Origin of the sequence: Methylomonas sp. EFPC3 (assembly GCF_029643245.1) — a bacterium.
GTDB lineage: Bacteria > Pseudomonadota > Gammaproteobacteria > Methylococcales > Methylomonadaceae > Methylomonas > Methylomonas koyamae_B.
In genome coordinates this window covers 863,228-880,844 of sequence record NZ_CP116398.1, presented here as the reverse complement: position 1 = coordinate 880,844, position 17,617 = coordinate 863,228, and the positions used below count along the sequence as shown (strand labels likewise).

General features: G+C 54.2%; 18 protein-coding genes. 6 read left to right on the top strand and 12 right to left on the bottom strand.

All coding sequences use genetic code 11. The features are described from left to right. Positions 1 to 75: 75 nt before the first annotated feature. Positions 76 to 1,056 (bottom strand): RNA polymerase sigma factor RpoS, encoded by a 981-nt coding sequence (gene rpoS / locus PL263_RS03905; protein ID WP_140912916.1) that lies wholly within the window; start codon positions 1,054 to 1,056, stop codon positions 76 to 78. A gap of 722 nt (positions 1,057 to 1,778) precedes the next feature. Beyond that, the gene (locus PL263_RS03900; protein WP_278211772.1) at positions 1,779 to 3,437 is read right to left on the bottom strand and encodes a DUF87 domain-containing protein; all 1,659 of its coding nucleotides are present in this window, start codon (positions 3,435 to 3,437) and stop codon (positions 1,779 to 1,781) included. Positions 3,438 to 3,654: 217 nt separating this feature from the next. Between PL263_RS03900 and ald the strand changes: the two genes are divergently transcribed. Continuing rightward, positions 3,655 to 4,770, top strand: coding sequence for an alanine dehydrogenase (gene ald / locus PL263_RS03895; protein WP_278211771.1), 1,116 nt, complete (start codon positions 3,655 to 3,657; stop codon positions 4,768 to 4,770). Positions 4,771 to 4,827: 57 nt separating this feature from the next. Then, positions 4,828 to 5,589 (top strand): symmetrical bis(5'-nucleosyl)-tetraphosphatase, encoded by a 762-nt coding sequence (locus tag PL263_RS03890; RefSeq protein WP_278211770.1) that lies wholly within the window; start codon positions 4,828 to 4,830, stop codon positions 5,587 to 5,589. A gap of 67 nt (positions 5,590 to 5,656) precedes the next feature. Here the strand turns inward: PL263_RS03890 and PL263_RS03885 are convergent, their stop codons facing one another. Next, positions 5,657 to 6,634: a malate dehydrogenase gene (locus PL263_RS03885; protein ID WP_140912912.1), complete on the bottom strand. Its 978-nt coding sequence runs from the start codon at positions 6,632 to 6,634 to the stop codon at positions 5,657 to 5,659. 210 nt (positions 6,635 to 6,844) lie between these two features. Here PL263_RS03885 and PL263_RS03880 point away from each other — a divergent pair, with 210 nt between their 5' ends. Genes PL263_RS03880 through glyA form a run of 3 tightly spaced genes read left to right on the top strand, consistent with a single transcriptional unit; the run spans position 6,845 to position 10,355 of the window. Then, positions 6,845 to 7,702 (top strand): NADP-dependent methylenetetrahydromethanopterin/methylenetetrahydrofolate dehydrogenase, encoded by an 858-nt coding sequence (locus PL263_RS03880; RefSeq protein WP_278211769.1) that lies wholly within the window; start codon positions 6,845 to 6,847, stop codon positions 7,700 to 7,702. A gap of 13 nt (positions 7,703 to 7,715) precedes the next feature. Further along, positions 7,716 to 9,071: a glycerate kinase gene (locus PL263_RS03875; RefSeq protein WP_347568951.1), complete on the top strand. Its 1,356-nt coding sequence runs from the start codon at positions 7,716 to 7,718 to the stop codon at positions 9,069 to 9,071. Positions 9,072 to 9,095: 24 nt separating this feature from the next. Next, positions 9,096 to 10,355 carry a serine hydroxymethyltransferase gene (gene glyA, locus PL263_RS03870; protein ID WP_278211767.1) on the top strand — a complete coding sequence of 420 codons (1,260 nt, stop codon included), beginning with the start codon at positions 9,096 to 9,098 and terminating at the stop codon, positions 10,353 to 10,355. A 384-nt stretch (positions 10,356 to 10,739) separates the two neighbouring features. Here glyA and PL263_RS03865 read toward each other — a convergent pair whose 3' ends face one another. The 5 genes from PL263_RS03865 to fur all read right to left on the bottom strand — a co-directional run bounded on the left by PL263_RS03865 (position 10,740) and on the right by fur (position 14,496). Continuing rightward, complete coding sequence (locus tag PL263_RS03865; protein ID WP_278211766.1) at positions 10,740 to 11,402, bottom strand: hypothetical protein; 663 nt, start codon at positions 11,400 to 11,402, stop codon at positions 10,740 to 10,742. After that, the gene (locus PL263_RS03860) at positions 11,372 to 11,668 is read right to left on the bottom strand and encodes a hypothetical protein (RefSeq protein ID WP_278211765.1); all 297 of its coding nucleotides are present in this window, start codon (positions 11,666 to 11,668) and stop codon (positions 11,372 to 11,374) included. The genes PL263_RS03865 and PL263_RS03860 overlap by 31 nt, the downstream gene beginning before the upstream one ends. A gap of 463 nt (positions 11,669 to 12,131) precedes the next feature. Next, a complete protein-coding gene (gene lolD / locus PL263_RS03855; protein ID WP_278211764.1) occupies positions 12,132 to 12,830 on the bottom strand; it encodes a lipoprotein-releasing ABC transporter ATP-binding protein LolD in 699 nt (232 codons plus the stop codon). Continuing rightward, positions 12,823 to 14,070 carry a lipoprotein-releasing ABC transporter permease subunit gene (locus tag PL263_RS03850; RefSeq protein ID WP_278211763.1) on the bottom strand — a complete coding sequence of 416 codons (1,248 nt, stop codon included), beginning with the start codon at positions 14,068 to 14,070 and terminating at the stop codon, positions 12,823 to 12,825. The genes lolD and PL263_RS03850 overlap by 8 nt, the downstream gene beginning before the upstream one ends. A 9-nt stretch (positions 14,071 to 14,079) precedes the next feature. Further along, entirely contained in the window at positions 14,080 to 14,496 is a 417-nt protein-coding gene (fur, locus tag PL263_RS03845) for a ferric iron uptake transcriptional regulator (protein ID WP_140912906.1), read from the bottom strand. Positions 14,497 to 14,610: 114 nt separating this feature from the next. Here fur and bamE point away from each other — a divergent pair, with 114 nt between their 5' ends. Next, entirely contained in the window at positions 14,611 to 15,153 is a 543-nt protein-coding gene (bamE, locus tag PL263_RS03840) for an outer membrane protein assembly factor BamE (RefSeq protein ID WP_278211762.1), read from the top strand. Between the two features lie 18 nt (positions 15,154 to 15,171). On the opposite strand, the gene PL263_RS03835 is transcribed toward bamE, so the two are convergent. The 4 genes from PL263_RS03835 to PL263_RS03820 are packed head-to-tail and all read right to left on the bottom strand — an operon-like array spanning position 15,172 to position 17,616. Continuing rightward, positions 15,172 to 15,645, bottom strand: a complete 474-nt coding sequence (locus PL263_RS03835) for an NYN domain-containing protein (protein ID WP_140912904.1) — start codon at positions 15,643 to 15,645, stop codon at positions 15,172 to 15,174. Between the two features lie 4 nt (positions 15,646 to 15,649). Continuing rightward, the gene (locus PL263_RS03830) at positions 15,650 to 15,964 is read right to left on the bottom strand and encodes a pyrimidine/purine nucleoside phosphorylase (protein WP_140912903.1); all 315 of its coding nucleotides are present in this window, start codon (positions 15,962 to 15,964) and stop codon (positions 15,650 to 15,652) included. Between the two features lie 34 nt (positions 15,965 to 15,998). After that, complete coding sequence (locus tag PL263_RS03825; RefSeq protein WP_278211761.1) at positions 15,999 to 16,583, bottom strand: class I SAM-dependent methyltransferase; 585 nt, start codon at positions 16,581 to 16,583, stop codon at positions 15,999 to 16,001. Then, entirely contained in the window at positions 16,561 to 17,616 is a 1,056-nt protein-coding gene (locus PL263_RS03820; protein WP_278211760.1) for an FAD-dependent oxidoreductase, read from the bottom strand. Before PL263_RS03820 ends, PL263_RS03825 begins: the two co-directional genes overlap by 23 nt. Between the last annotated feature and the right edge of the window lies 1 nt (position 17,617).

Sequence of the window (17,617 nt, the reverse complement as noted above, 5' to 3'; positions counted from 1 at the left end):
TGGACACCCAGACAACAACTCGCTCGAACCGGATCCCACTGCGGCAGTGGGACCGGTTGAAGATAATCACACTAGTTAACTAAAGATGGATTCAAAGGAATAACCGCTGGTTTCCAAGATTTCCTTCAAACGTTTGAGACCATCCATCTGAATTTGCCGCACCCGCTCCCGAGTGACGCCCAATTCCAGAGCCACTTGTTCCAAGGTCGCATTTTCGAAACCACATAGTCCGTAACGCCGACAAATCACCTCGCGTTGTTTCTCGGCCAGTTGATATACCCAATATGTGACGTTATTTTGGATAAAGTTGTCCTGCAAAATTTCCGCCGGGTTACGGCTCTCTTCTTCGGAAATGGTTTCCAATAAGGGCTTGTCGAAATCTTTTCCGAAAGACACATCTACCGAAGTAACTCGTTCATTCAGTTTCAGCATTTTACTGACAGTTTTCGCCGGCTTATCCAAATGTTTAGCGATTTCATCAACTGTCGGCTCATGGTCCAGCTGTTGCGCCAGATTCCTTTGCGCTTTCAAATAAATATTCATTTCTTTGACGATATGAATCGGCAAGCGGATAGTCCGCGTCTGGTTCATAATCGCACGCTCTATGGTTTGTCGAATCCACCAAGTAGCATAAGTGGAAAAGCGGAAGCCGCGGTCCGGATCGAATTTTTCCACGGCTCTGATCAAACCCAGGTTACCTTCCTCAATCAAATCGAGCAAAGGCAAGCCTCGATTCAAATAGCGGCGAGAAATTTTGACGACCAAACGCAAATTGCTTTCGATCATGATTTTTCGCGCTTGTGGATCCCCTTGCTGCGTGCGTTTTCCGTATATCTTTTCCTCATCGGCCGTTAATAACTGGGACTTACTGAGCTCGTTCAAGTAAGCGCGAGTAGCATCGAAACCGCTATCACTTTGCGAATCACCGCTTTCTATTTCAGTTAATTTGAAATTTTCATTAGGATCGACTTCAACTACATCGTCCTCCACATCCTCAAAAGAAATAAAGTCTGGAATATCCATATCTTTTATTACATCTAAAGTTTCTTCCATCATATTTAATCTCCCAGGTATTTGGCTTGCCGATTCAATTATTTTTTATTATCCAGCCGGATAAGCGATCTTCCTTTATAAACCTCAAGATGCCATGGGCGGTACCCGCCTCTTCTCTCTTGATACGAAGCATGAAAACCAGAGGCTCCAAGTGCCGCTAGTGCTTTATTCCGAAAGACTCATAACGGACACTTACCTTAACGGCGTGACGCAGTATAACTTTAAAAGATTCGTCTTATAAATTGAATTCATTGATTTTTTTGCGGCGCACGTCTCTTTTTTTAATTTTATTTTAATCTCGCCATCATTTGATTTTTTCCGTTTTTGGCAGCGTTTTAACGGCAAAAACTCGAGCTAGTACTTATATTTTGAAAAAAGATAGTGATGTAATTCACGGTTGCAAAAAACAGTCCGCATTTTGGCCGGGAGTTATGAGCGGGTTATCGTTCGCCTAAAAGGTAATTGCCCGATGGGTTTGGCGCGGCTTGAAATTGCATAGACAGGCTATTTCGCTGCCTAATTTTGGTAGGTGAGGCGGTAGTCGGATTGGAGACTGTGGCGATGGAGCGGCGATGCGGAACCACGTCCCGCATCGCTCAGCCGAGTGAGCGCTTACCAGCCTGACGCATGACTGCCCCGGTAATACGCGGGCGGGCACGCGCTTAACCCGCGCACACCAGGGCCGGCTTCAAACGTTAGGTACCGGCAGCCCATCGACTAACCGATTAATTCCGGTTCTGGGTCCGCCAATTGTGAACGATGCCTTCCACATCCAAATCCTCGGGGCCTTCGCGCCAGCTAGTGTAGTAATCGACATCGTTACTTTTCGGTTCGGGGCTGGGCCGATAAATCTGCACCCTGGTCGGTAACGGCGCTGCCTCGCCCAACACCAACGCCTCACCGCGGCCCAAAGAGCTCAAAATATCCGCCAGATCGCCCTCTGCTTCCGGTACCAAACCCCGGATATATTGCTGGTCGTCAGGGTTGGTGGTGCGTAAACAAATAAACGAGCTGCATTGCGCCAGCATCGTTTCTGAAAGTTCGGTCGGCCGCTGACTGACCACGCCGATAGAGACACCGTATTTGCGTCCTTCCTTCGCAATCCGTTCCATCATTTTGCGGGTGCCGTCGAACTGACCGTTTTTTTCGCGCGGGATATAGGCGTGCGCCTCCTCGCAAATCAACGTGATCGGAAATTCGCGGCGGCTCGGGTTCCAATAGTTAAATTCGTAAGCCAAGCGGCCGACCTGGGCCGACACGGCCGGCCGGACGTCGGTCGGCACCGAACTAAGGTCGACCACGGTAATATTGGCTTTTTTGTCGCCAAGGCCAACAAACTGACGCAACAAGCCGGCCATGCTGTCCGACGAATTACGCTTTTTCGGTTTCAACAAAAAATCGTAGCGCACGTCGTTGAACCGGCTTTGCATCCTGACCAAAAATTCGTCGAACTGACCGAACAACGCCCCTTTGGTTTTACCGAAGTCTTTGCGCTCCTCGTTGGCCGCTTTGAATTGCATATACATTTCCGCCAACGAAAAATAGATCGGCGTGTCTATCGTCACCGAAGCCAAGCCAATCGCCTTGGCTTCCTTACGTTTCAATTGCTGCAGAATTTCGCGCATAAACGCCATCTGCATCGAAGCGCCGTTGTCGTCGCGGTCGATGAACAAATCGACCAACTCGGCGTAGCTCATCATCCAGTAAGGCATCTCCATGTCCAACGCGTCGACATAATTGACCTGATCGGCCGGAAACGCCGATTCGATGCTGCCGTCGGGACGCTTCCAGCAATATTCGCCGTGCAAATCCAACATGACCATGTGCGTTTTCGGCATGGCTTTCATCGTGTGCTGGATCAAACTGGTGACGGTCCACGATTTACCCGAACCGGACTGGCCGATGATCGCAAAATGTCGGCCGAACAAGGCCCGCGGGTCCAAGCTCAGGTGGTAATCCTTGTGGCTGGCCAACTGACCGATAAAAAACTGGTAATCGCGAAATTTGGAAAAAATCGCATTGATCTCGCTCAGCCCAACGGCATAGACCGCGGCACCGGGCGTTGGATAATGGCGCACACCGCGAATGAACACATTGTTTTCGGTCAACTCCCCGACCGGAATCAATGCAATGAAACGATCTGTAGCCCGGTTCCCGGCACTATCGAAACGGTCGCGTTCCCACATTTTGAACACCAACGCCAACACGCCGATATGCGACTGCCGAATCACGACGTAAGATCCGATATGGCCGGCCAGAATTTCCTCGTCGCCTAGCCGAATGATCGGCGCCGCGGTCGAATGTTCTTCGATGATGCGCGCATCCATGCCGTCGCCTCTCACTTCGGTCAAGTGGCCGATCAGAATGTTTTGGGTGTGGTTCATGACATCCTCTAAGCTGAAACTAACCGCTTAAGCTTAGTCAGTTTTTAGTCCTTCACCCCATAAGGTGAAGGGTTTACGCCAAAACGACAGTAAAACCCGACAATTGCCTCCCGACTTCCGGCGAAGGGTTCGCAAGTTCTTGAAACTCGGCGACTTCGTCTGGGTCCATTTATTGCTATTATCCAAACAACGCTGGTCAACAACCCATGAGGTGAATATGAAAATCGGGATTCCGAAGGAAATCAAACCCAACGAAAACCGCGTGTCGCTGGTACCTTCCGGAGTAGCGGCCTTGGTAGCCGCTGGCCATAGCGTGACCTTGCAGCGCGGCGCCGGTGTGGGTGCCGGCTTCACCGACGAACAATATCAAGCTGCCGGTGCCGGCTTGGCCGACAGCGCCGAAACGGTTTGGGCCGAAGCCGACATGATCGTCAAGGTCAAGGAACCGATAAAAACCGAATGGCCGCTGTTGCGCAAAGGCCAAACCGTATTCACCTATTTTCACTTCGCTGCCGATCGCGAATTGACCGAAGCGCATCTTGCCTCCGGCGCGACCTGCATCGCCTATGAGACGGTCCAATTGGCCAACGGCGAATTGCCGTTGCTGACACCGATGTCGGAGGTGGCAGGCCGGCTGGCGGTACAAGAAGGCGCTCACTACCTGGAGAAACTGTACGGCGGCCGTGGCATGTTGCTGGGCGGGGTCCCTGGCGTGCTGCCGGCTAAGGTATTGGTTTTGGGGGGCGGCGTAGTCGGCACCCAGGCCGCTAAAATGGCAGCCGGTCTGGGCGCCCAAGTCACGGTGATGGATTTGTCGCTGGAACGTCTGCGCCATCTCGCCGACATTCTGCCGGCCAACGTGCAACTGTTGTTCTCCAGCCGCCACGCCATCCTGGAACAAATCGCCGAGGCCGATCTGGTAATCGGCGGCGTGCTGGTGACCGGCGCCGCAGCGCCGAAATTGATTCGGAGAGAAGACCTGAAGCTAATGCAACCCGGCGCCGTGATCGTCGACGTCGCGGTCGACCAAGGCGGTTGCGTTGAAACCACCCGTCCGACGACACACGCCGAGCCGATTTATTTGGTTGACGGCATCGTCCATTACGCCGTGGCCAATATGCCGGGCGGCGTACCGCGCACCTCGACGCTGGCCCTGACCAACGCTACGTTACCTTATGTTCTGCAATTGGCAAACAAAGGCTGGAAACAAGCCTTGCGCGACAATCCAGCACTTTTAAAAGGCCTTAACGTGATAGAAGGTCAGGTCACCTGCGCCGGCATCGCGGAGGCCTTCGCCATCGATTATGTCCCGGCCGAGCAGTTCATCGCGTGACATACCCCTGTCGACGAAGCCTTGAGTTGGCCCGAGACAATTAACGCGGAATCGGCAATGGCGCTCTATGCAATCGGCAGTATCAACGGCAACTACCAAGCCTTACAACAGTTGCTGGGTAAAATCGGATTCGATCCGGCAACGGACCGGATCTGGTTGGCCGGCAATTTAGCCGGCGACAATCCGCAAACGCTGGAGGTACTGCGTTTGGTGAAAAGTTTGGGAAAAAGCGCGATTTCGGTGCTGGGCGATCGCGACCTGCAGTTATTGTCGGCCGCGGCTGGCTGTGGCAATTCCGTTGCCGGTTTCGAGCCGGTGCTGGCCGCTCCGGATCGGGACGAGTTATTGAAATGGCTGCGCCAACGCGGTCTGATCCACCACGACGCTAAATTGAATTACACCCTGGTACACGCCGGCGTTCCGGCAGAATGGAGTTTCAGCCAGGCCATGACTTTCGCCTACGAAGTCGAATCGGTGCTGTCGCAAAGCCAATATCAGGCCTTCCTGGAACACCACCGCCAAGACCAATCGCGCTGGCATGCAAAACTGCGCGGCTGGAAACGGCTAAATTTCGTTGCCAACGCCTATACCCGGATGAAATATTGTAACGAAGCCGGCAAACTCGATTTCAGCGCCAGCGGTCCGGTCTCAGCGCAAAGCGACGGCCTGCTGCCATGGTACCGGCTAGCTAACCGTCAGGCCGGACAATTGCGTATCGTGTTTGCCGACGACGCCGGCTTTGAGGACCGGGATTGTTCCGGCGTTTTCCCGCTACCCGACGTCTGCGCGCAAATAGCGGTTCGTCTGGCGGACGGTTAAAGTCAATGCAACTGTTTTGGCTCAGGCCCCTGATCTGCTTAAAGCGAGCGATACCGGCAGTACCGGGTTATAGCAGATGCTGGATCGCCTGCCGCTCTTCCTTCAATTCCACTTCGTTTTGGCGTAAGCGCTCCAGGCTGAATTCGTTCAGATCCAAACCTTTGACGATCCGAATCTGGCCGTCTACGACCTGAACCGGGAATGAATAAACCAATCCTTCTTCAATGCCGTAACTGCCGTCCGACGCCACAGCCATACTAACCCAGTCGCCGGCATCCGTGCCCTGCGCCCAGAGGCGCATGTGTTCGATTGCAGCATGCGCCGCAGACGCCGCACTGGATTGGCCGCGTACTTTGATGATTTCGGTACCGCGGTATTGCACCGTCGGAATAAAATCGTTGACGAACCAATCGTGCTCGACCAAAGACAAGGCATCCATACCTTTGACTTTGGCATGATGCAAATCCGGATATTGAGTACAGGAATGGTTGCCCCAGACCGTGATGTTTTTGATATCCCGGCTTAATACGCCGCACTTTTCCGCAACCTGACTGATCGCCCGTTTATGATCCAACATCGTCATTGCAGCAAAACATTCCGGCGCCAGATCCGGCGCATTGTGAATCGCGATCAACGCATTGGTATTGGCCGGATTGCCGGTGACCAGAACTTTGACCTTACGGCTGGCCACTTCGTTTAAGGCTCGGCCCTGATTGATAAAAATCTGGGCGTTATCCAGCAGCAAGTCGCTGCGCAGCATACCCGGACCGCGCGGCTTGGCCCCCACCAAAAACGCATAATCGACATTATCGAACGCCACTTTCGGGTCGTCCGTGATAATGACTTTATTTAATAGCGGAAATGCGCAGTCGTTCAGTTCCATGACCACACCCTGCAATTGTTTCATTGCCGGCGGAATTTCCAACAAGCGCAATACGATAGGCTGATCTAGCCCCAACAGTTCACCCGCCGCCAAATGAAACAACAACGAATAGCTTATTTGACCAGCTGCTCCGGTAACAGCAATATCAACGGGGGTTTTCATCGGGGCTCCTCATCATCTGTGAATGGACTGATCCGGCCCTGGCGGCGCGGTTAGCCGTTTCAATATGACATAAAGTTTTTGCTCAAACAATCTCTAATTCCCGCTTTATCCGGCCGGTTCCGAATGTGAAGCGGGCAAAACAAACTCCGGTATAATGCCGCCACCCAAACGCCAGTCTCCGGCCTCCAGCGTCTTTTATCAGGTAGGTTAATGAAAAAACTGCTCTTCCAATTTGACACCGATGCCCACCCTTCCGTCTTCGATACCGTCGTGGCCTACGATGGCGGCGCCGACCATGTGATCGGCCACGGCAGCCTGACTCCCGACAATGTCGGCTCCCTGGTCGACGGTACCATTTTCACTCGCGCACCGAAGGACAAAAAAAACACGGCGATCTTCATCGGCGGCAGCAATATGGAGGCCGGCCAGAAGTTACTGGCCGCGGTACAAAAACATTTCTTCCCGGGCTTTCAAGTGTCGGTAATGCTGGACAGCAACGGCAGCAATACCACCGCTGCAGCCGCCGTGGCCAAACTGGCCGGCAGCGCGCCATTGGCCGGCAAAAAAGCCGTGGTTTTGGCCGGTACCGGTCCGGTCGGCCAACGTGCGGCAGCGATGATGGCGCTTGAAGGCGCCCAGGTCAGCATCACCTCGCGCCACATTTTCAACGCCGAAAAAGCCTGCTTCGCGATGAAACAGCGCTTCGACGTCGACATCACGCCGCTGGAAGCCGGCGATTACGATAGCCGCGCCGCAGCGATCGCAGACGCCAACATCGTGTTGGCGACCGGTGCCGCCGGCGTCGAATTGCTGAAACCCGAACATTGGCAAGATAACCCTCATCTACAGCTGCTGGCAGACGCCAACGCCACACCACCGGTCGGTATCGGCGGCACCGACGTGATGGATAGAGGCCGGGAGCGGCACGGTAAAATCGTCTGGGGCGCGATCGGCTTCGGCGCGTTTAAACTGGCCCTGCATCGGGCCTGTATTGCCAAATTGTTCGAAGACAACAAGCAAGTATTCGACGCCGAAATCATTTTCGCGCTGGCCAAGGAAATGGCATAGCTGTTTGCCGGCCGTGATCCTCGCTGCCGAATCCGCCGAACGGGCAACTGCCCTGGCCATCTTTCAGGCCGGCGTGGCGGCGGCCGATCCCGAAACCTGCGTCGGCAATTACCTGCATAAAGCGGGTAACAATCTAGTCATCGGCTGCGGCGGCGACCTCCGTAGCGGCAATTGGCGGCGAATTCATCTGCTCAGTTTCGGCAAAGCCGCTTGCGCCATGGTCAAAGCGGCCATTCGAATCATTCCGGATACGTGGCTGGCAGCACCCGGCATCGCCATCACCAACTACGAAAACGTCGTCGCGGTCGATAACATCCAAGTCTTTGGAACCGGCCACCCGTTGCCCGACCAAGCCGGCCTTCAAGCGGCGGAAACGCTGATCAATCGCCTCAACAGCGTCCAAGCCGGCGATTTGGTGCTGGCCTTGATTTCCGGCGGCGGTTCGGCGCTGTTACCCTGCCCGGTTGCCGGCGTCAGTCTGGCCGATAAAATCGCCACCACCCAATTGCTACTGGCATCCGGGGCCACCATTCATCAGATCAACTGCGTCCGCAAACATCTGTCGCGTTTGAAAGGCGGCGGACTGGCACGCTTGACCGCGGCCGCCGATCTGCACGCCTTGATATTGTCGGATGTGCTGGACGACGACTTGAGCGTGATTGCCAGCGGCCCCAGCGTGCCGGACGACAGCACTTTCGGCGAAGCGATCGACATATTGCAGAGTTACCGGGTCTGGCCGCAGATACCTGACGCCGTGAAGAACCATTTACAAGCCGGCCGACAGGGACTGTACGCCGAAACCCCTAAATCCGGCGACCCCGTTTTCGAAAACGTCGGTCACCACTTGATTGGCAGCAACGCATTGAGCGTCGATGCAGCCGTCGCTGCAGCCAAGTGCTCCGGCTATGCCGCCGAACTGTTCAGCAAACAATTAAGCGGCGAGGCCCGGCTGGTGGCCGAACAGTTGTGTCGACACGCCGTGACAATATCGCCCGATCTGCAGCAACCGCTCGCAATCATCGCCGGCGGCGAAACCACTGTGACGCTACGCGGCACAGGCAAAGGCGGCCGCAATCAAGAACTGGCCCTGGCTTTCGCGATCGCGGCCGAAACCCAAGACTTAAATTGCCGCTGGACCTTTCTCAGCGCCGGCAGCGACGGCCGCGACGGCCCGACCGATGCCGCCGGCGCCATCGTCGATAACGGCAGCCTTAACCGCATCCGCGCCGCGGCTATCGACCCGGCGGCGATGCTGAACGATAATAACGCTTATCCGGCGCTGGACGCCGCCAACGATTTACTGAAATGCGGCGCGACCGGCACCAACGTTGCCGACTTGCAAATCCTGCTGCTGCATCCCAACGCATAACCCGAACCTTACCAGGAGACCACAATGTTTAAGCAGTCAATGACCATCGCCGGCTTTGATGACGAATTGTTCCGGGCCATTGAGCAAGAACGCCAACGCCAGGAAGACCATATCGAACTGATCGCATCGGAAAACTACGCCAGCCCGCGCGTCATGGAAGCGCAAGGCACGCTACTGACCAACAAGTACGCCGAAGGCTATCCGGAAAAACGTTATTACGGCGGTTGCGAGTACGTCGACATCGTCGAGCAACTGGCCATCGACCGCGCCAAGGCACTGTTCGGTGCCGACTACGCCAACGTCCAGCCGCACTCCGGTTCGCAAGCCAATATGGCGGTGTTCATGTCCTTGATTCAGCCCGGCGACACCATCCTCGGCTTGAGTCTGGCGGATGGCGGCCACTTGACTCACGGCGCCAAACCCAACTTCTCCGGCAAAATCTATAACGCCATCCAATACGGCTTGAACAAGGACACCGGCGAAATCGATTACGAGCAAGTCGAAGCGCTGGCCTTGGAACACAAACCCAAATTGATCATCGCCGGCTTTTCCGCGTATTCCAGAATCTGGGACTGGCAGCGTTTCCGCGACATCGCCGACAAGGTCGGTGCCTATTTGGTGGTGGATATGGCCCACGTCGCCGGTCTGGTCGCCGCCGGTTTGTACCCCAATCCGGTGCCGATCGCCGACGTCGTCACCAGTACCACCCACAAGTCGCTCCGCGGCCCGCGCGGCGGCTTGATATTGGCCAAGCACAACCCGGAACTGGAGAAGAAGATCAATTCCAACATCTTCCCCGGCATCCAGGGCGGCCCGCTGATGCACGTCATTGCCGCCAAAGCGGTGGCCTTTAAAGAAGCGATGACACCGGAATTCAAAACCTATCAGCAACAAGTCGTCAAAAACGCGCAAGCGATGGCCGAGGTGTTCATCAAACGCGGTTACGACGTGGTCTCCGGCGGCACCGACAATCACCTGATGCTGGTATCGTTGATACCGAAAGGCATCACCGGCAAAGCCGCCGACGCCGCCTTGGGTCGTGCCCACATCACCGTCAACAAAAATGCCGTCCCCAACGACCCGCAATCGCCGTTCGTCACCAGCGGCATCCGCGTCGGCACCCCCGCCCCCACTTCACGTGGCTTTAAAGAAGACGAAGTCCGCCAGGTTGCTCATTTGATGTGCGACGTGATGGATAACATTGAGGACGAGAGTGTGATTGATGCGGTTAGGGAGAAGGTGCATTTGTTGTGTGCTAGGTTTCCGGTTTATTCAGCCGAGTAAGATTATGTGTCGCTAACGCGACGAATGTTTGTAAGTCGGGTCTCGGCCCGACAGCCGAGATACTTTTCTTTGCTTGTCCAAAGAAAAGTATCCAAAAGAAAAGACACCCGGATGCCGCTTGTTTCCTGCGCGCCAGAGCTTTTGAACGGGGTTGCCTGAAGGGGCTTCCCAGCCCCTGCATGCAACGCGCCGCATCCCTGCGGCGCCCCTAACGGGCTAATCCGTTCAGAAGCTCCGGTGCTCGGCGCGACATACGGGAACAAACACCGTCGCGACTGTGAAATATTTTGGGGGATTGTTCAGAATCTTGATGTAGCTCCGAATAGCGAAGCGTATTCGGAGGAACGAGAGATTTAATTTACACGTACATCTGATGACGCTGAGCTAGTCGGACCTACGCGCTTTCAGTGTAAACGTCTTGGCAACTTTCTCAAAAATCGGCAAATAAACATCTCTCTTGGCCGAAGGCGTTACTCCTAAGAGCAGACTGTGTCCAACAGTGTCATACAAAATAACTTGATACATCGTTAGCGGAGTTTTTTCCTTGATCCCTATTCCCTCAGCAACTATTGCGTATCCCATCAAAGAACCGATTTTTTCCGGCACAGTATGTTCAATGGTGATGTTTTTTACTGTGGCTGTTTGCATCAACACATTCTCCGCAAATGCCTTCTTGTCGGAAATTACGTTGTCCTTGTTAGGCGATAACGCCAGAATCATAAATGGTGAACTCTCGTCTTTAGCTGGGAATTCACCATTGACTGATAGGATCAACGTTTGCCCCATGATTTTTGCTATTTCAAACGGGTGAGTTGTTAAAACCGTAAAGGAGAGAGCCTCTTTGGGATCTGATATTTCGCCAAATGTCGCTCCGAGGACTGCTTCTTTCAACTGTTCCGCTAAACCCTTCTTTGCCGCACTTGGGTACGTAGCCACAATCAAAGCGGTTGCCCCGGGTCGATCAACAGCAAGCAACCACTTCTTGAACATTGTGCCGTAGGCTGGCTGCTCTATATCTAGCAAAATTGCTGACTTGCCACCCACCATAATCGACGATTTGTTAAGTAATTTCTCCCTTGGGCTTGTACTCGCTTAGGGTCGTTGAAACCACCAGAAACTTCAGCAAATGGCCCAGGAATTTCAGAAATCATTATGGAAGCCCCTATAGCTTCATTCATGAAGCCCGGAAAACGTTCAGCTTTTGTGAAACCTTCTGGAGGCGTAACGGATACAGAAGTGCCTGGTACAGGTTCGGCATTTGCCGATGAAGCGAACAATAAGCACGCGAGGACACAATAAATTACAGGTTTCACAATCAAACTCCTTATTCAACACCATTGAAGGTTAGGTACATAAATACGCGCTCATCAACAAGTGCTTGGATAAAGCGCAGCGGAATCCGGGTAATCGAAGCAATCAAACAAAACCTCGATTTCGTTGCACTCCATCGAGGCTACGTTATTTGCTCACTAACCGACGTTTAATTCCGGGACGGTTTTCTCCCGTATACCGCGCCGAGCACGGGAGCTTTTGAACGGATTAGCCCGTTAGGGGCGCCGCAGGGATGCGGCGCGTTGCATGCAGGGGCTGGGAAGCCCCTTCAGGCAACCCCGTTGAAAAGCACCTGCGCGCAGGAAAAAAGCGGCATCCGGGTGGCCTTTTCTTTGGATACTTTCTTTTGGCCAAGCAAAAGAAAGTATCGCGGTTGTCGGTCCGCGAACCGACATTAAAACCAGCCGTCGCGCTAGCGACACATAACCCCGACGACTTGCCTTGTCAGGAATGATGCACCCTCTCCGGCACAATCAACCCATCCTCCATATACAACACATGATCCATCCGCGCTGCCAAATCCGGATCGTGAGTTACAACCAGAAAACTGACTTGCAGCTCGCGGTTTAACTCCAGCATCAGTTGGTAAATCTGCTCGGCGGTTTTACTGTCCAGGTTGCCGGTCGGTTCGTCGGCCAGGACGCATTTAGGTTTGTTGATCAAGGCGCGAGCCACGGCGGCGCGCTGGCGTTCGCCGCCGGACAGTTCGCCGGGTTTATGTTGCATTCTATGGCCCAAGCCGACGCGTTTCAGTAATTCGGCAGCTTGTTGTTGCGCGGATTTAACCGAATGGTTACCGATCAATAGCGGCATCGCCACGTTTTCCAGGATGGTAAATTCGCCGAGCAAATGATGGAACTGGTAGATGAAGCCGAGCGAACGGTTACGCAGTTGACTTAACTTCGCAGCACCGATTTGGTTTAAATCCGCGCCGTCCAGAATCACCTTGCCTGAGCTGGGCTTATCCAAACCGCCCAGCAGGTGCAGCAAGGTGCTTTTGCCGGAACCGGAGGCACCCATGATGGCGACGCGCTGGCCGGCGTGAATCGCTAAATCGACGCCTTTTAGCACTTCAACATTCAAATCGCCTTGTTCGTAACGCTTGGTCAGCTGTTGGCATTGCAACACGATGGGACTATTCATAGCGCAACACCTCGGCCGGATTGACTCGTGCCGCTTGCCAAGCAGGATACAGCGTAGCCAATAACGACAGCAGGAACGCGACGCCGGCAATCCAGTAAACGTCGTTCCAGATCAGTTTCGAAGGCACTTCGCTGATGTAATACACATCGGCAGACATAAACTGTACGCCAAAAGCCTGTTCGATGGCCGGCACGATGGTTTCCACGTTCAGCGCCAACAACACCCCGCCAACTGTACCCAATACGGTGCCGATGCTGCCGATGATGCAGCCCAAGACAATAAAGATACCCATCACCGAGCCATTGCTCAGCCCCTGCGTTTTCAGAATCGCGATGTCGCCGCGCTTGTCGGTCACCACCATGACCAGGGTCGAGACGATATTGAACGCCGCCACCGCGACAATCAACAGCAGGATGATAAACATTGCCCGTTTTTCGGTTTGTACCGCACGGAAGAAGTTGCTGTGAGCTTTGGTCCAGTCGCTGACGCGATAATCGTCGCCTAAGGCGTCGGCCATACTTTGCGTGATCATCGGTGCATTGAACAAATCGTCCAGTTTAAGCCGCAAGCCGGATACCGCCTGTTCTAGACGGAACAGCTTAGCGGCATCGTCGAGATGCATCAGCGCCATGTTGCGGTCGTATTCGTACATACCGACTTTGAATACGCCAACCACGGTAAAGCGTTTCATGCGCGGCAAGATGCCGGCCGGGGTAGAGTTGATTTGCGGGGTGATGATCGTGACTTTGTCGCCGATCATCACCCCCAAATAACTGGCCAGCTCGGCACCCAACACCACGCCGAATTCGCCTGGGATCAAATCTTTCAGGCTGCCGAACATCATTTTTTCGGCGACTTCAGATACTTTCGCTTCCTGTTCCGGTAATATGCCTTGCAGCAAAGTACCGCTGACCTGACGATCGGCATTGATCATGACCTGACCGTGAATGAACGGTGCCGCACCCAACACGTGCGGCATTTCGCGGGTGCGTTGTTCCAAGGCCTGCCAGTCGTCCAACTGACCGTAGCGGCCGGTGACGGTACTGTGCGCGGTCATGCCTAAAATCCGCTCGCGCAGTTCGGCTTCGAAACCGTTCATGACCGACAGCACGGTAATCAGAGCGGTTACGCCCAGGGCGATCCCCAACACCGAAGTTAGTGTAATAAATGAAATAAATTGGGTGCGCTTTTTGGCACGGGTATAGCGTAACCCGATGTACAGGATGAGAGGTTTGAACATGCTGGAGAGTTAAGGGGTTTTACAGGCGGCGCAGTAGCCGTAAAGATACAAGCTATGATCGGTCAGGGTGTAACCCAGCCGGTTGGCGATTTCGGTTTGGCGCTTTTCGATGACTTCGTCGGTGAATTCGTCGACTCTGCCGCACTTCATGCACACCACGTGGTCGTGATGCCCGCCGCTATTCAGTTCGAAAATCGAATTGCCGCCCTCAAAGTGGTGGCGGTTCACCAAGCCGGCCGCCTCGAACTGGGTCAACACCCGGTAAACGGTTGCCAACCCGATTTCTTCGCCTTCGGCCAACAAAATTTTGTAGACTTTCTCTGCTGACAGGTGCCTGTCGTCCTGTTGTTTTTCCAGAATCTCCAAGATTTTGACTCTGGGCAGAGTGACTTTTAAGCCCGCGTTACGCAAATCCTGAGTTTCCATAGCCTGTCCTCGTATATCCAACCATCCGGCCATTGTATCGTTTTTTGCACCGAGCCGCAGACAGAATTGTGGGATAATGCCGGTCCGTTTGTCGCAAGACCACCAACATTTCTCATGAAAAAATCGTCTATTCTGCTCGTGGCTGTCGCCGGATTTGGATTCAGCGCCTGCAGTACCATTCTGAATAATCTGCCGGGTGTTTATACGCTGGATATCGAACAAGGCAATATCATCGACCAAAGCATGGTGAACCAACTACGGCCGAATATGACCAAACGTCAGGTGCTGTACATCATGGGATCGCCGATGCTGACCGATGCCTTTCACGAGAGACGCTGGGATTATCTCTATTCGGAACAGCCCGGCGGCGAGAACCGGATGCAGAAACGGATTTCGTTATTTTTTGAAGGCGACAACCTGATCGGCGTGCAAGGCGACTTCCGCCCCAGTTCGCTGCCAGTGGTCAAGGAATCCACCGAAACCAGCGTCGACGTGCCGAAACGCGATCTGGACCGCTCGATGTGGGAAAAAATTACCGGCTTGTTCGGCGATGAACCCGACCCGTTGACCAAGCGGAGCACCACCAACGCCAAAGAAGCCAACTCCTCAGCCGAAAAAGGCAAGGAACTGGTCGAAGAAGGCACTGAACAGAAATAAACCGCCTCCCTACGCGACTTACAACAAAAGCGCTTCCGCAATCGCGACGAAATTGTCGGCAGCGGCGATCAAGGCCGGGGCGGTCAGGCTACGCACCCCGTAGACATCGCAGGCCACACCGAAATCGCGCCTCACTTTATTCAGCAAGATTTCGAAATCGCCGTCGCCGGACAACAGTACGACCCGATCGACCTGTCGGGCAAAATCCAGCACATCAACGGTAATGCCAACATCCCAATCGCCCTTGGTACTGCCGTCGCGACGCTGGATATAAGGCTTCAGCTTTACCGTAAAGCCTATGGTTTTCAGAATATTCTGAAAACTTTGTTGCTTGCTGTCGCCACGATCGATTGCATAAGCAAACGCCGCCACGACCTGTTTATCGTTAGTGGCATGGCGCCAAAATGCGGTGTAATTGAAATGCTTTTGGTAGCGCTCTCGCGTCGTGTAATAAATATTTTGCACATCGGCAAAAATCGCTACCCGCTCCATCGGCTTATTTCAAAAACGAGCAGCAATAGTCGCTGGCAGTTTTGACTTTCATGGTAAATGCCGCGTTGGCCGGCACATTGAACGACTCGCCGCCTTTCACCGCTTGCCAAACATCGCTGCCGGGCAGTTGCACATCCAATTCGCCGGACAGAATCTCCATTAACTCGGGGTCGGCGGTATTGAACGTATATTCGCCGGGCTGCATGAAACCCAGGGTCTTTGTGGAGCCATCGGCAAAGCGAATGGTGCGGCTGTTGACTTTGCCATCGAAGTAAACGTTGGCTTGTTTAACGATAGTGACGTTATTGAACTCTGACATTGTCCTGACTGACTGGTTAAAAAAAGGAGCGCAATCATAGCAGATCGACCCATTTACGCAGAATAAAAAGCCTGGGAGCGCCGAGCTTGTCGAACTGGCTCAGCACCAGTTCGGTTTCGAATTGGCTCGGATCGAGACTGCGCATCCATTCCGCCAACCGCTCGGCTTCAGCATCGCCGCCGGCGTGTCCGGGATAGGCCAAAACGGTAATGATTCCGGATTTGGCGAGCAGCCGGCACGCAGCAGCCATTGCTTTAAGAGTAGAATCCGCCCGGGTAATGACGGCTTTGTCTCCACCAGGCAAATAACCCAGGTTAAACATGACCGCTGCCACGCTACCCATGACACTTTCGGGCAAGACTTCAAGCAGATCGGCGTGGCTGGCCAAATGCAAGGTTACCCGCCGTTGTAAGTCGTGAGCCAGCAACTTTTGGTAGCTACTGACCAGGGCTTGACGCTGCACGTCGAAACCAAAAACATGGCCTGTGGGACCGACCGTTTCGGCCAAAAACAGCGTATCGTAGCCGTTGCCGAGTGTAGCATCGACAGCGATGCTACCCGGCCGCAAACAGGATTTGACGGCAAGCTGGGCCGCGTTAACCAGAGAAATGCGAGGCATAGTATCGTTTTATATCGCAAGTTGACGGCAACGGCGCACGCTGCTGCAGAAAATCGGCAAAACGTTGCGCGCACCAGGGGATCAATAAACTGCCCTTGGCCCCGAAGCCGTTGAAGATGTGCAGACAGGAATGCTGCGGATGTCGGCCTATCAGTGGCTCCTTATCCAGCGTCGCCGGCCGAATCCCTGTTTGGTGGCGGATCACCCGAATTCCGGCCATATCCGGCACGACCGTCTGCAATTCTGCCAGCAAGGCCGTTTCTGACGCAGGCTCCGGATCCAGATTCAAATTGAGCGGATCGAAGGTCGCTCCGGTTTTGAATGTATCAGGAGTCAGCGGCAGCAACCAATGCCCATAATTCAGGATTCGACTCGGCAAGGGCGTTTGACTGGCGCAACTCAGAATCACCCCTTTCGCCGGCTGAAACGGTAAAGAGCCGAACCAGGGGTTGGTGCGCGCCATATGACCCTCGCAGAATACGATGCACCTGGGCTTGAGGTCGCGCCAGCGCAAATCCGGCGCCAGTTGAATATCGGCGTAGTCGAACTCAGCCTGCCGGTAACTGCCGCGTGCGATCAGCCAAGTCCGCAAGGCATCCAGCAAGGATTCGGTTTTAACATACCCGGTCTGCAACTGACGCAGTATACCGAACGGCGCCAATATCCCTGGGCCGCCGGCACTGGTCGCCTGTAAGTATCCAGCATATTCGGTTTGCTGCAGACGGCGTTCGGCTTGTCGCTTTTGCGTCGAATCGGACAAAATTTTCCACATCGGCTTTTCGACGTAGAATTCGCTGCCGAAGACACGCCGCAAGCGGTCATAGCAGGCCTTGGCTGCCGGCAATAATTCAGCAACGTTAGATTGCAAGACCAGTCGCTTACCGCTGACCGGATTGATCAGACCCGCCGCGACCCGAGACGCATTGCATTGGCCGTCGTCGACCACACAGACGCGTAGCCCTCTGCTAGACAATTCCCAGGCCAACAGACTGCCGGCAAGCCCCTGCCCGACAATCAGAACATCGACGTCCATC